13 protein-coding genes and 1 pseudogene are annotated in these 15,260 nt (G+C 37.2%); 2 read left to right on the forward strand and 12 right to left on the reverse strand.

Going from position 1 to position 15,260, the window contains the following annotated elements:
* Positions 1 to 760: 760 nt before the first annotated feature.
* The 10 genes and pseudogenes from ACLFMM_RS05765 to pylB all read right to left on the reverse strand — a co-directional run bounded on the left by ACLFMM_RS05765 (position 761) and on the right by pylB (position 10,468).
* Positions 761 to 1,093, reverse strand: a complete 333-nt coding sequence (locus tag ACLFMM_RS05765; protein WP_410807776.1) for a sensor histidine kinase — start codon at positions 1,091 to 1,093, stop codon at positions 761 to 763.
* A pseudogene (locus ACLFMM_RS05770) lies at positions 1,093 to 1,314 on the reverse strand (MFS transporter); the annotation flags it as partial. The pseudogene ACLFMM_RS05770 and the gene ACLFMM_RS05765, both read right to left, overlap by 1 nt.
* Positions 1,315 to 1,460: 146 nt before the next feature.
* Entirely contained in the window at positions 1,461 to 2,396 is a 936-nt protein-coding gene (locus tag ACLFMM_RS05775) for a carbohydrate kinase family protein (protein ID WP_410807764.1), read from the reverse strand.
* Between the two features lie 74 nt (positions 2,397 to 2,470).
* Positions 2,471 to 3,307, reverse strand: coding sequence for a methyltransferase domain-containing protein (locus ACLFMM_RS05780; protein ID WP_410807765.1), 837 nt, complete (start codon positions 3,305 to 3,307; stop codon positions 2,471 to 2,473).
* Between the two features lie 2 nt (positions 3,308 to 3,309).
* A complete protein-coding gene (locus tag ACLFMM_RS05785; protein ID WP_410807766.1) occupies positions 3,310 to 4,137 on the reverse strand; it encodes a class I SAM-dependent methyltransferase in 828 nt (275 codons plus the stop codon).
* A 167-nt stretch (positions 4,138 to 4,304) separates the two neighbouring features.
* Positions 4,305 to 5,711: an adenosylhomocysteinase gene (gene ahcY / locus ACLFMM_RS05790; protein WP_410807767.1), complete on the reverse strand. Its 1,407-nt coding sequence runs from the start codon at positions 5,709 to 5,711 to the stop codon at positions 4,305 to 4,307.
* Positions 5,712 to 5,801: 90 nt separating this feature from the next.
* Entirely contained in the window at positions 5,802 to 7,001 is a 1,200-nt protein-coding gene (metK, locus tag ACLFMM_RS05795; RefSeq protein ID WP_410807768.1) for a methionine adenosyltransferase, read from the reverse strand.
* A 517-nt stretch (positions 7,002 to 7,518) separates the two neighbouring features.
* Positions 7,519 to 8,301, reverse strand: coding sequence for a 3-methylornithyl-N6-L-lysine dehydrogenase PylD (gene pylD / locus ACLFMM_RS05800; RefSeq protein WP_410807769.1), 783 nt, complete (start codon positions 8,299 to 8,301; stop codon positions 7,519 to 7,521).
* Positions 8,302 to 8,310: 9 nt separating this feature from the next.
* Positions 8,311 to 9,414: a 3-methylornithine--L-lysine ligase PylC gene (gene pylC / locus ACLFMM_RS05805; protein WP_410807770.1), complete on the reverse strand. Its 1,104-nt coding sequence runs from the start codon at positions 9,412 to 9,414 to the stop codon at positions 8,311 to 8,313.
* Between the two features lies 1 nt (position 9,415).
* On the reverse strand, positions 9,416 to 10,468 hold the full coding sequence (gene pylB / locus ACLFMM_RS05810; protein WP_410807771.1) for a methylornithine synthase PylB: 1,053 nt from the start codon (positions 10,466 to 10,468) through the stop codon (positions 9,416 to 9,418).
* 221 nt (positions 10,469 to 10,689) lie between these two features.
* On the opposite strand from pylB, the gene cysS reads away from it, so the two are divergent.
* Complete coding sequence (cysS, locus tag ACLFMM_RS05815) at positions 10,690 to 12,150, forward strand: cysteine--tRNA ligase (RefSeq protein WP_410807772.1); 1,461 nt, start codon at positions 10,690 to 10,692, stop codon at positions 12,148 to 12,150.
* A gap of 100 nt (positions 12,151 to 12,250) precedes the next feature.
* A complete protein-coding gene (locus ACLFMM_RS05820) occupies positions 12,251 to 13,453 on the forward strand; it encodes a nicotinate phosphoribosyltransferase (RefSeq protein WP_410807773.1) in 1,203 nt (400 codons plus the stop codon).
* An 11-nt stretch (positions 13,454 to 13,464) separates the two neighbouring features.
* Here ACLFMM_RS05820 and ACLFMM_RS05825 read toward each other — a convergent pair whose 3' ends face one another.
* The gene (locus ACLFMM_RS05825; protein ID WP_410807774.1) at positions 13,465 to 13,749 is read right to left on the reverse strand and encodes a cation transporter dimerization domain-containing protein; all 285 of its coding nucleotides are present in this window, start codon (positions 13,747 to 13,749) and stop codon (positions 13,465 to 13,467) included.
* 35 nt (positions 13,750 to 13,784) lie between these two features.
* Positions 13,785 to 15,128: a PAS domain-containing protein gene (locus tag ACLFMM_RS05830; protein ID WP_410807775.1), complete on the reverse strand. Its 1,344-nt coding sequence runs from the start codon at positions 15,126 to 15,128 to the stop codon at positions 13,785 to 13,787.
* Between the last annotated feature and the right edge of the window lie 132 nt (positions 15,129 to 15,260).

Raw genomic sequence — 15,260 nt, forward strand, 5'->3', positions numbered from 1 at the left:
ATCCTACAACTCCGGCATAAAAGATTATTTCCGCTGCCAAATCGCTGTACCCTTCTGCAATTACAATAATCCTGAGCAATATGGCGGATATTATACCTATCCAGAAGTACAGCTGGATTGATTCCATGCTGAATCCTGTGGGGATATTAAATCTATTTTCACCGGCACTCATAAATATCACAAATTCTATAATTTTGATAGGGTTCCAAAAAATCATACCCAGCAGATCTTCATAGGATCAGGCGATCCAACGTTATAGTGGAGGAAGTAACTGCATTTTCAGGGAATTAAAGAGGTCAGACAGCCGGACCTGATTGGATATGTTGAATTTCTGGAACCCCCATATGTTTAGATAATTAAGGAAATGCTCTGTAAAGAGCATCTCTCAGTATCATTTTTCAGTGCTTACTTTTTGCTATGGTTCTATCTGTCTAAATGTTCCATTATATGGACTACGGTAACCTAGTACTGACTTTATATTATTTAGAATTATCTTAAAAAAGAACTTTACCCAAAACCCTCTATTTTATAGAAAGATAGGTGCTTTATGATCAAAGCCCTAAAAAAGTTATCAAATTTCGGGTCTAATTATGGATATAGGCTTAAAGTGTATAATTGATGACAATTTCATAGAGACATCAACAAAGGCAATGTAAGAATAACTCTAAATATTTGATTTAGAGCGAAGAAGAATGAAACAGGAAGCACTTGGTCTTTAGCTCAGCGGTAGTTCACCTTTTTAAATTACTTGTATAAGAGTTTATCGGCTTTTTTCAACGCTGATCCAGAACATAGACCCTTCACCATCGGGGTTATCCTCAACATCCACACTGCCGCCATGAAGGTCAATTATACTTTTTACGATAGAAAGACCCAGACCTTTACCGGCAGTAGTTTTAGCTTTACCGCGTTTGAACCTGTCAAACAATTGACTTTTGTCTTCATCCGGTATTCCTGGACCTGAATCTTTTACTCTGATTTTCCAGTAATCACCCTTATCAAGTATATCCACGATGACTTCGCTCCCTTCAGGACTGTATTTTATGGAGTTGGATATCAGGTTGGAAAATGCTTGCTGTACAACAGTATTTATTTCCTGCCGTAGATATCAGACCAGCGGCCAAGTACTGGAGCTCCGATTAGCTGGAAGGCAGGGTATGTAGCACCTATTATCCCGTAGATTACAGAATTACCTCCAAATCTATCGACCAGAAACACAAGGAAAGGAAGAACTATGCTAAATCCAAGTGCACCAATAAAATTAACCATTAATAGAGGTAATAGTGATATACTGGAACTTCTTCTTTTTAGCATTAATCAACCATATTGGTATTTAGGTTGGTAAATATTTGCTACTATCAAAAATCAGTATAAATATATTCCAATGAAAATTTATAATCCAAGAAATTCAAACATTCAGAAATAAAAAATCAGATGTTTCCGTGTGGAAACTATCTGAATTAAAATGACATATCGAATGATTCTTCAAAACGTTTTTTGAAGTCTTCTATTTCAAACCGATGGTTCTGGGTACCCTGATGCTCTATTTTTATAGCACCCATCAATGATGCGATTCTTCCTGTGATTTCCCAGTTCAGGTTATTTGTCAAACCGTAGAGCAGACCTGCACGATATGCATCACCACAACCGGTGGGGTCTTTCAATTCACTTGGTTTGGCTGCAGGTACCTCAATTACTTCATAATTATTGTAGATTAATGAACCTTCTGGACCTTTTGTAATTATTAAAGCATCCAGATATTCAGCAATTTCGTCCTGTGTCTTACCGGTTCGCTCCTGTATGAGTTGCCATTCATAATCATTAACTGTCAGCCATGTAGCCTGGTCGATAAAGTTCATTAGTTCATCACCATCAAACATAGGTAGGCCCTGACCAGGGTCAAATATGAAAGGTATTCCTGCATGCACAAATTCTGATGCATGTTGAATCATACCATCTCTACCATCGGGTGCTACAATACCTACTGCCGGGTCTTTTACATCAAGTACTGAGTTGTAATGCGAATAATCCATTGAACCTGGATGGAAGGCTGTTATCTGGTTGTCGTCCATATCTGTTGTTATAAACGCCTGAGCTGTAAATGTATCATCCAATACTGTTACATATTCCCGGCTGATACCATGGTCATCCATCCACTGTGCATAATGTTCAAAATCAGTACCAACTGTACCCATTGGGAGCGGGTCCCCACCAAGCAGTTTGAGATTGTAGGCTATATTTCCTGCACAACCACCGAACTCACGCCGCAGTTGAGGAACGAGGAATGATACATTCAATATATGTACTTTGTCAGGCAAAATATGATTCTTGAAACGGTCATTAAATACCATGATGTTGTCAAAGGCAAACGACCCGCAAATTAAAGCTTTGTCCATTGTTTTTACTCCTTGTTTTTGATTTATAGGTTTTTCTTGTTTTTAAATAAAGAAAACAAAGGCAATATATCCAATTATTCCTTACGGAAATGGAATATACCCCATGTTAAATATCCGCTTTTACCACCGTTTACCCAATGCTGAAGACCCTGTTTCATATTATCGATGTATTCCTGACTAACCACTTTGGATAGCTCATCTTCTCTTCTTTCAGTTTCTTTTAAGACTCTGCCATAATGGGTTGGTAATTGAGATGCATGCTCTTCGAATTCTATTTCTTTCATACCATATTTATTGGCAGATTCGCGATAGAATCCCGGTGAACCAAGTGACTCCAGATGTATGCGGTCAAGGATTGGTTGCAGCACTCCGACAGGACAATCATCAGTCTGCATTGGGTCGGTAAATATGAAATTACCTCCACTTTTCAGAACACGTGCAACCTCTTTTATAACTTGTTCACGTTCGCCGCTGTGAAGTATTGAATCTTGGGACCACACTACATCAAATGAATCGTCAGGGTATGGCAATTCTTCAAAACTGCCATCTACAACTTTTACAAGATGGTCGAGAGCCTGTTCTTTATTCATCTTTCGATCGCGTTCATTTTCTACCTCACTTAAGTTCAGAGCAACTACCTGACATCCATTGTTTCTGGCAAGATAACGGGCAGCTCCCCCATAACCAGCACCAATGTCCAACACTTTGCTATTTTTATCCAAATTGTTTATTTTTGAGGCCATTCTCTCAACTGTACGGCGACTGGCATCAAATATTGATTCATCATCTGATTGATAAAGACCAACATGGATATCTTCACCGCCCCAGATAGTGAAATAGAAATTGTCGGCATCTTCACTATTGTAATATTCCTGTGCTTTATCTACAGCGGTTTTTTCACTTTTAGACATTTTTATTGCACCTCTTCATCCTCTCTGTATTCTTTTTCCGCAATGTGGAAGAAGAAATCAGGTTCATCCTCTTTATAGGTTTCTTTGAAGTCGCCAAGAGTCGTTATCTTCTGGAAACCGACTTCATGCAGAAGTCTTCTGGTGTAATCTTTTCTCAATGGGAACATATTGAGATAATATACTGAACCATCCAAGAATTCGTATTTAAACCTAGCAAGTCCCTCATCTACATGTTCTGGATACACCGATACACTGTTACCACAATAATAGTGAGCATGCTTACTTGAATAACCCTGATCCAGTATGGTATCATAATTACGCTGGTCAAGCAGTAGCACTCCGTCATGTTTTAACAGTGCGTAGAATTCAGCCAGTGACTTTCTGCGGTCATGTTCATTGAAAAGGTGTGTGAATGAGTTACCCAGACAGATGATGGCATCGAATTCTTCATGGATATCTTTGTTCATCCATCTCCAGTCTGCCTGTACAGTTCGCATTAAATAACCGTGTTGACGGGCATTTTCAAAGGCTTTGACAAGCATTTCAGGACTGCCGTCAGCACTTACAACTTCAAAACCCGCCTGAAGTAGACGAACAGAGTTAAAACCTGTACCTGTCGCCACATCAAGTACTTTTTTGACACCTCTTTCCTTCAAAATATTAATTATAGTATCTCCTTCACCTTTGGCACGGCTTTCCCAATCGATAAGTTCATCCCATTTATCAACAAATCCAGTTACATATTCTTCCTGATAATGGTCTGAATCTCTGGTCTCTGTTGGTTTTTTTCCAAAATCTTGTTCATTATTTTCCTGTGTAGGTTTATTCATAATATCCTCCTGTTTTTATCTTTGAAATAAAATAATTTTATAGGTTGTACTGATAATTAATTTTTTAATGCCGCATTAATTTACCATAATGCAGAATTTATTAAGCGGAAAAATGGAGGGTCCTACCCCTATTATAACCCTCCTTACAAAAATTCCACAATTTGTATTTAGTAGCGATAATGTTCTGGTTTGTGTGGTCCTTCAACAGGGAAACCGATGTATTCCGCTTGTTCCTGTGTCATCTTGGTCAGTTTTGCACCCAGTTTATCAAGGTGCAACCTTGCAACCTCCTCGTCCAGTACCTTTGACAATCGGTAGACACCGATATCTTTTGGAGATTCCCATAGATCTATCTGTGCAAGTGTCTGGTTTGTGAAACTGTTTGACATCACAAAACTTGGATGACCTGTTGCAAGTCCGAGGTTGACAAGTCTACCTTCTGCAAGCAGATAGATTGAATGACCGTCAGGGAATTTGTATTCATCTACCTGTGGCTTGATTTCGACTTTTTCTACATTATCCATTTTGTTCAGTTCATCAACCTGTATTTCATTGTCAAAGTGACCTATATTACAGACGATTGCCTGGTCTTTCATCTTTGACATGTGTTCGGTTGTGATGACATCACGATTTCCTGTGGTTGTTACATATATGTCTCCATATGGGAGTGCATCTTCAACCGTCATAACAGAGTATCCTTCCATTAACGCCTGAAGTGCACAGATTGGGTCTGATTCTGTCACAATCACCTTTGCCTTGTGGTTTGCAAGCGCTTCAGCAGAACCTTTACCTACATCACCATATCCACAAACTACAGCAACCTTACCTGAAATCATCACATCTGTACCACGTTTTATGGCATCAACAAGTGATTCCCTGCAGCCGTAGATATTGTCGAATTTACTCTTTGTAACAGAATCATTGACATTTATTGCAGGTACAAGAAGGTCGCCATTCTTTTCCCAGTGATACAATCTGTGAACACCGGTAGTTGTCTCTTCAGAAACACCTTTCCAGTCTGCAACTGCTTTGTGCCAGAACTGTGGGTCTTCTTTTAGTGCTTCTTTCAGTATCTTATTCTGGGCTATAAGGTCTTTGTTCTCAGTTGGTTCATCAAGGATGGAGGGGTTATCTTCTGCCTCATATCCACGATGCATCATAAGAGTTGCATCTCCACCATCATCTACAATGAGGTTTGGACCTTTACCATCTGGCCAGGTCAGTGCCTGTTTGGTGCACCACCAGTATTCATCAATTGTTTCACCTTTCCAAGCAAAAACAGGGATTCCTTCTGCTGCTATTGCAGCTGCAGCTTCATCCTGGGTTGAGAAGATATTACATGATGCCCAACGTACATCAGCACCGAGTTCGACCAGTGTTTCGATAAGGACTGCAGTCTGAACAGTCATATGAAGACTGCCGCTGACACGCGCTCCTTTGAGTGGTTTTTGTGGACCATATTTTTCACGTGTAGCTATAAGTCCTGGCATTTCTTTTTCAGCCATATTTATTTGTTTACGGCCTAACTCAGCCAGACCTATATCTTTAATTTTGTAATCATTATTTTTAGTCATTTTTTCACCTATAATTATTGTATTTATCCTTTATATCGTCCAAATCCTGATATCCGGCCTGAACCGGTGATGATTGTTATTTAGATATAATCATTTTACTACGTTGAGATTGAATTTTTCTCTAAGGTTATCTACTTTGTCAAGCTGTTCCCACGGGAACATATCTCTGCCAAAGTGACCGTAGGTTGATGCCTGCCTGTATGACCAGCCTTTTGGATTCAGCAATCCAAGGTCTTCTATCAGGGCAGAGGGTCGGAAATCGAAGATTTCACCGGATTCCAGTACATTCTGGATTTCCTGGTCTTCCACTACTCCTGTACCGTAAGTATCAACATTTATACTAAGTGGTTTGGCAACACCTATTGCATAAGCTACCTGGATTTCACATTTATCAGCAAGTCCTGCTGCTACGATGTTTTTGGCTGCATATCTTGAATAGTATGCTGCTGAACGGTCAACCTTAGATGGGTCTTTACCGGAGAAAGCTCCACCACCATGGCTACCTACTCCTCCATAGGTATCCACAATGATCTTACGTCCTGTAAGTCCTGCATCTGCATAGGGTCCTCCAAGAACAAATGATCCTGTTGGATTGATGAAATACTGTGTATCAGACCTTAACAACCCGGTTGGTTCTAGTACTTCGTCGACAAGGTCTACAATGTCACTGCGTACTTTCTCAAGTGATATATCATCTGTCTGTTGAGATACTACTACTGTTGTTATATGGTCTGGTTTTCCGTTTACATATTTCACAGAAACCTGTGATTTGGAATCTGGTCTCAGATAAGAAAGTTTACCTTCTTTACGGACAGAATCAATATACTGGAGCAACCTGTGACTGTAAGCTATTGGAGCAGGCATGAATTCAGGTGTTTCATTGGTTGCATAACCAAACATCATACCCTGGTCACCTGCACCCTGTTCCTCATACAGTCCCATGCCTTCGGTTACACCCATTGAAATGTCAGGAGATTGTTCATGGATTTTTGACATGTATTCGAAGGACTGATCCCAGAAAAGGAGGTCTTCATGGTCATATCCTATATCACGAATAATATCACGTGCTATCTTTTCTGTATTTATCTGTTCCATTCCTTTACAGGTTATTTCACCTGCATTCATCACAAGGTCATACGCAACAAGTGTTTCACATGCTACACGGCTATTCGTGTCGGCTGCCAGACATGCATCCAGAACTGCATCAGATATCTGATCGCATACTTTATCCGGATGTCCTGCACCGACTGCTTCTGAGGTAAATATGTGGTCATATTTGAGTTTGCTCATAATTCACACTCCTATTTCATTTTATAGGTTCCGACTGAACGGAAGAATAGATTATATTATTTCAACCTGTAACCGAATCTTTTACGAACTGATATCTCCATCCTAGTAAGTTTATATTAGAAAATTCTATACTAAATGGAGAGTCATTTTCCGTCATCAAAATAGTTATTCCACCATAATTGAAGTAGTTCTTATTTTTACATGGTTATTTTTACTTTTCTATAAGTTCTAATTTTCACAATATTGAATTAATCTTACAATATGATACAACTTTATAATATATAAGTGTTACTAAATCCAAGTTTTCATATGATTTTATATTCTAAATAAAAACCAATAAAAGCTCTATACCAAAAAAAATGGCTTTTAGAAAGGTTTTTCTGGTTTTGCAACAATATCACGGTTTTTTAGTATTTATATAATATATGATAGTTATCACACATAAGTGTTACTGTTTATTCTACTACATTCAGAATTATTACTATGAGTTATTTAAACTATAAGTCAATATCTAATATTAAACTACAGAATAGAGCATAGAGGTGACTCCTATTAAAAGAGGTTCCATAACCAAATCAACATCATAATTTTTTCCAAGTTCAGGGTTGAGTCCACAAGGAATTCCCGGAGTTGAGACAAGACACCTTTCTGAAATCATATCTTCGGTAATAGTGTTTTCATTAGGGGTGGCTTCAAAAACCATACAGAACCGTTTGCCGTTATTATAGATATCATATGGACGAACTCCCAGTTCACTTACAGCTTTTTCGAGTGCCATTTTATCCGGGTCATAGGCATATACATTGAAGCCTTTTTTTATCAGATGTGAAGCTCCAGCGTAACCTACTTTTCCAAGACCTATAACAAGAATATCCTTTGTATCCGCATAATTGCATCTGGATGCTATTTCAGCATAAATTACCCCTGTGCAAACATGGTTTGTTGCTATTTTACCATTTTTGAGGTTGTGTGCGATGAAAAGGTAATCATCAGCCATCAAAAGAATGTCAGCATATTGTTTGATTGCCTCATAGTATCCTGCAACATCGGTATGCTCTGTAATAAATCCATCAAGTTCCAGATAATTTGTGATTGTAAATAGTGATTCTGCAAAGTTACCAATAATACCGTTACCTGCTGTTATAGGGATAATCCCGATTTTTTCACTACCGAGTTTTGTGTTATACACCGATTCGCAGATATCTTCAATACTTAAACCAGTTGCCCTTTTAACAATGTTATTATTTTTTTCAAATTCCTGAGATACATTATACAACTCATTGGGAGTTAATAGTGCCATATTAATGCCTCATAATATTATTACATCTTGATTTAGATGCTTATTTTTAATAATAAAAAAACCCTTATCTCTCATTTCATCTACTGTTAATTCATCTATACCCCATGTAATCATTGTAAAAGCAGGATAATCACCATAACATTTGAAAATTTCCAGTCCTTCAGAATTATAAAACCATGAATAATTAGTAGCATTGGATAAGATTTGTTCATCCACCGGAATCAGTTGCCCATTTTTGAGCATTATATGTTCAAGTATACAATAATTATTTTGAGATACAGTCTCAATTTCCTGGACACCACTGGAAAAAGCCTGCATCAGAAGAACCAGAAGGTTGATACCTGTTGAATGATACACCACAATTGGTGTCTGGCTCGGGAAACGGGCATCGATTTCAATAATTCTCAGATCATCTGAATTCTTTATGGCTTCAACATCCATTATACCTTTCAGTTTCAGATTTGATGCCAGATTATAAGCTATTTTTCGGAATTCAGAATTGTGACCAAAAGGAGTTACCATGTGACAATCATATTTTTCATCAGTATGAACTTTGGTTTCTTTTACAACTGAAAAATGCCTCCCATCACCTACTATTTCAAGGGATATTACATCACCTTCTATAAATTCCTCTATTATTTTAAGTTCATTTGCATTAATGTCCAGATTTTCATAATCATGAATTATAGAAACTCCTATACTACTGCTTTCACAAAGCGGTTTTATAATACACGGCAACCTGCAGGGATAATCCATTGGTGTTGGAACACCTATTGATTTGAAATATTCCTTGGATTTCTTTTTATCATTACTTACACGGTATGCATCAAAATCAAAAATCAGAGGACAATATAGAGCGTTAACCGTTGTTTCCAAAAAATTAATTGTCACTTGATTTTCATTTACCGGTAAAATCGCATCCACATTTTGAGATATTTCGATGAGTTTTTCAGGATTTTCTGTGACGTCAAAACAATCAAATTCATCTACGAGTCCTCTAATAAGTGGACAATCATGTTTATCAATCAATAAAACATTTATACCTGCTTTTTTGGCAAGATAGGTTACTTCAAATCCTTGAAGTTTTCCACCTATTATAGCTAGCGTTTTCATTTTACAAACCAATTATTTGATTGAATTCAGACTGTTTTGCAGGCTCCATTCCCATGGTCTTCAATCTAGACAAAACGTTTTCCACGTTCCTGGTTCTCTCTTCTAGGTCCCTGTCGTAGTTTACAACTCCTTCAAGGGTTGTATTGGATGGTATTATTGAGGTTACAACATTGGCTCCTGCATTCAATCTTTTTACCATACCATTGATTCCTTCTATATCCAGTGACGCCGGTATTAGTTTATCAGGAAACATCAACCTCAATATCGCTATTATTCTTAACTCCTGTTCACTGGAATATTGTCCCTGGTTCTCAAGTGGTGTACCCTCCTGGGGAATAAATGTCATAGCTCTCACCATGTCAGGATTGTTATCTTCCATCCCTCTTAGTGACTTTATTATGGATTTAGTATTCGATTCAATTCCTGAAAGGATGCCATCCTCAACGTAGAAACCTATACTCTTGGCAAACCGTCTGGCATTAATTCGGTCTTCAAAAGACTGACCTACTCTCATATTTTCATATAATTCTTTGTCATATGTTTCCTGATAAAGTGCAAGGAAATTTGCACCTGATTCATGAAGTTTGTTCAAAGTATCATTGTCCACTACTCCTGGCGATACCATAATTGGTAGATTTAGTTCTTTTTTCACATTTTTTACCATATCAACAAGTAACTGAGGGTTGTTATGATAATATGGGTCTTCACCCATTGTCAGGTCTATCATATGAATATGTTTGTCTTTAAAAGAGGAGCAGATATTAAGGATTTCATCATTGCTCAAACGATACCTGTGGATATTGTTTAACCTGTTATAATAACAAAAGGAACATTCATTTTTACAGTATGTTGAAAAATAAATAAAACTGTACAAAAACACCCTGTTACCGGTAAATTTGTCTCTTACCTTTCTCGATATCTGATGCAATTTATCAATTTCTTTCCGGTCGTTAGTGGTTAAAAGATACTCTATTTCAGAACCTGATAAACTTCTGCCGTTTATTATATCCTGTATAAATTCATTAAGGTCATTATTATCCATATTTTTTAACAAAAAATCCACCCTTGTACCTTAATTTAGAGTCTAATTAAAGTAGTTGTAATTCAATCATGATGGTTGCATGTAATTTATTATAAGTTGGGTTATATAAGACTTAATGTCATATTTCGTCATTATATTTTAATTCTGCTATCTGAATAAATATAACGATTGGAAATTACCCATAACAAGTGGAGCACAAACCTTATATAACAACCTAAAAGACTTTTTTCATTATGAGCATCAAGCTTTACAATTCACTTACTAATGATATCGAGCCTTTTGTTCCAGTTCACGATGGATTTGTTAAGATGTATAATTGCGGTCCTACGGTATACAGCAGGATACACATAGGAAATATTCGAAGTTTTCTGGTAGCTGACCTTCTGAAACGTTATTTAAAACTGAGAGGATACAAGGTCACCCAGGTCATGAATATCACTGATGTGGGTCATATGACATCTGATGCTGATGAAGGTGAAGATAAACTGCAGGTTGCTGCAAATCGGGAAAAACTCGATCCTTGGCAAATAGCAGACAAATACACACAATCATTTATGGATGACCTTGAAACTCTGAATATAGACAAAGCAGATGTATACCCACGTGCAACCCAACACCTCAATGAAATGATAGAAATCATTGAAAAACTTGTAGATAATGGATATGCATATGTTGTTAAAGGGAATGTCTATTTTGATGTTACAAAATTCCCGGATTATGGGAAACTTTCAGGTAATGTTTTAGAAAAATTACAAGCCCAGCAACGTGCAGTAGATGACCCCTATAAACGCAACCCCCAAGATTTTGTTCTCTGGTTTTCACACTCCAAATACAAAAACCATATCATGAAGTGGGACTCTCCATGGGGTGAAGGTTACCCCGGATGGCACATTGAATGTTCCGCGATGTCATTAAAATATCTTACAGATGCTTTCAACAAGCAGTTTCACCCAAATATGGCATCAACTATAGACATCCATACAGGTGGTGAAGATAATAAATTCCCTCATCATGAATGTGAAATTGCCCAGAGCGAAGGCACTACTGGACAGAAATTCGTCAATTATTGGATGCATGTAACTCATCTTCTGGTTGAAGGAGAAAAGATGTCAAAATCCCTCGGCAATATCTATACCCTTCCAGACATCCTTAATATGGGATATAGCCCCGAAGCTGTACGATATGTTCTGCTTACAACCCATTACAGACAAAAACTCAATTTCACTTTCAAAAGCCTGCTGGCAGCACAGAACGCTATTAACAGGTTACAGGAATTGATTTTTAACTTGAAAAATATCGAAAATGAAAACGGCGACTTTGAATCTGGTAAGTTTGCAGAAAATGTTAAAGATAACTTCCTTGAAGAATTGGATAAAGACCTTAATATTGCAGGTGCAACCGGTGTCCTTTTCGATGCTGTAAAAACCATTAACAAATCCCTATCATATATAGGACAACAGGATGCAGAGATTTTACTGGATTTACTCAAAGAAATTGATAATATACTTGGTATAATGGATTTCAGTAACCAAGAACCCCTTGAAAAAGAGATACAGGAACTTATCAAACAGAGGAATGAAGCAAGAAAAATAAAAGATTTTACTACTGCTGATAAAATTCGCGAAAACCTGAAAAAACACGGCATCCATTTAATAGATACTCCTGAAGGTACCATCTGGAAACGTAGACAATGATTCAAATACCAAACTTATTAGTAGTCAATTTTAAATAATTATTTAATTCATGAACATTTCTTGTTTCCATAACGATATAAGGATAATAGAGTTGGATACGATGCCAGGATTTCATTTAGCAAGTGAGGAAGATATACGCAGTGGGAAAACAACCGATGTTTATTTTGAAAATGTAATGGAAATTTTTAATAAAAAGGAAATTGGGCATGAAAATGTAGTTGCTGAATTTACTGCATCATCATTACCAGATGAATGGAAATGGGGTATTTTTGCTGGACTGGATGAAGTATTAAGTCTACTTGAAGGTAAAAATGTTGATGTTTATGCACTCCCTGAAGGTACTGCATTCAGAAAACAGAGTGATGACGGTGTTAATACACCTGTTATGTATATTGAAGGGTCGTACAAAGAATTCTGTATTTATGAAACACCTGTACTTGGATTGGTCTGCCATCCTTCAGGAGTGGCTACAAAGTCTGCCAGAGTTAAAAAAGCGGCAAAAGATTGTAATGTGATGTCGTTTGGAATCCGGAGAATGCATCCCGGTATAGCTCCTGTAATCGACCGTGCTGCCTATATTGGTGGATGTGATGCCATTTCATGTATAGCTGGTGCCAGGGAAGTAGGAATTGAACCCAGGGGTACAATGCCTCATGCTCTCAGCATTATATTCAGAAATCCAAAAAAAGCATTCAAAGCCTTTGATGAAGTGTTATCAGACAACATCGCCAGGATTGCACTTGTTGATACATATTATGATGAAACTGTCGAGTCTTTTATGGCAGCTGAAGCAATGGGCAATAATCTTTACGGTGTCCGGCTTGACACACCAACTTCCAGGAGAGGAGACCTTAGAAAAATCGCACAGGAAGTAAAATGGGAACTGAAATGCAGAGGTGTGGATGTTAAAATCATCACATCAGGCGGCATAAATGAATATATTATTCCGGGATTGAGAAAAGCCGGTGTTGATGCATTTGGTGTGGGTACTACTATATCCAATGCCAGCACAATCGACTATTCAATGGACATTGTGGAAATTGAAGGAAAACCTTCCGCAAAAAGAGGAAAATTCAGTAATAAAAAGCAGGCTTATCGTTGTCCTGAATGCTTTAAATATAAAATGAAACAATGGAACAATGAAGATAAACCAGTTTGTGAATGTGGACATATTATGGAACCCATGCTGCGCAAATTCATGGAAAACGGCAGAATTATAGATAGTTACCCCTCCCCAATGGAAATAAAAACAAATGTAACCAGGCAATTAGAAAAACTTGAAGCTGACTGGGTCGACGATTAACATTCACTTTTTTACTCTTCAGCCTGGTTGATGTGGGTGGTTACATCTGTAATATCTTCAAAATAGTGTATTAAGTACTCTTTGACTTTGTTGGCGATAAAATCCATATCATCTATTAGTAATCCAGAATTGATTTTAACATATACATCAACCTCAAGGTTTCCTGAAGATTCATTTATATGAATCCTATAACAATCGGATATTTCATCTAGTGAATTTACAACATAACATATAGCCAATTTGTTACCTAATGTGGAATAGTCATCGTTTGAAAATGCTGATAGTTTATATTTCATTTAGAAAGCCTTCAATCAAATCAATCAACTCATTATTAAATATCAGAATAGTGTTTATTGATTTCTATTAAAGAATAGAGATCTCTGACACCAATTTCTGCTTTTATACGAACAATAAATCCTCCTAGCTGTGCAGCTATAGTTTCGATTGATGTGCGAACATCAGTAGGTATTTCATCATATATATGTGAGAACAGATTTAATGCCCCAAGAATTTCACCATTACAAACTATTGGTATGAGTGCCACTGCACGCAATTTTTCGTTTTTCCTTATTGAAAAATCCGATTTTAACGGTATTTCTGAATAATCCTTGTAAACCGGCTGACCTGTCATTATAATCCTGTTAAGGATTGAAGTTGAATCCAGGTATGAGATACTATATACAAAATCAGTAGACAATTCCATAGATGTTATTAGATTAAGATCGCCTTTTTCGTCTGCAAGATAGATACACCCACAATCAACAATACCTATATTTAAAGTCAATTCAAGTACCTGATTGAAAACTTCTTCAGGGTCATCATGAGCATTCAAAAGAAGTGCAATGTCATGTTCTGTGTGTAAAAGATTTTCTGTATGTTTTCTCTCGGTTATGTCTACAATTATACCCTGATAGGAAACTGCTTCACCATTTTCGTTTCGCTGGATAAATGTTCTCTCATCCACCCATCGGATTTCATTGGATTTGGTGATAATCCTGTATTCCTGGGAAAAATCACTATGACCTTTTTCCCTACGTTTGCAAAGTTCGTACTGGACATGTTCCAGGTCATCCGGATGAATAATGTCACCATATTGGAACTTTCCTGAATAGAATTCATCTGATGTATAACCAAAACGGGTAATGTTATCCGATACAAATTCTACAGGCCATTTCTCTTCAAGCTTACTTTCTGATTTCCATTGAAACACAACTACAGGACTGTTGTTGATGATCGATTCGAGTTCATCTTTTATCGCAAGAGTTTCTTGAAGCTGCTCTTCTCTTTTTTTCTGATCGGTAATATCAACAATTATACCCAAAAAATAGTTAGGTTTTCCATTTTCATCACATTGAATAAAGGTTTTTCCGTTAACCCAACGAATATTTCCTGATTTTGTCTGTATCCTGTATTGCAAGGAAATATTTGAATGCCCGCCTTTATAATTTCTATTAAATTTTTTCCTGACCTTTTCCAAGTCATCCTGGTGGATTATGTCGCTGTAATTTATTTTGCCAGATGCGAAATCTTCTTTTGCATAACCAAACTGCAAAATATTTTCTGACACATATTCCACTGGCCAGTTGTTTTCAGGTTTCCACAGAAAAACATAGACCGGCGTCTGTGAGACCAGTTTTTTAAAATTGGGATTGATTTCAGCAGATACCATGTTCATATCTTTGGCCCAGTCTTATTAGTTTGTTGCCAGCAGTTACTATATATGAAAATAAAAAGCCAGAAAAATCAGGAATAGTATTCATCTCTGGCTTCTACTAGTGCTTTTACATTTGCAAGAGGTGAATTCGGA

Source organism: Methanohalobium sp., assembly GCF_046546175.1.
In the GTDB taxonomy this organism is placed as follows: Archaea; Halobacteriota; Methanosarcinia; order Methanosarcinales; family Methanosarcinaceae; genus Methanohalobium.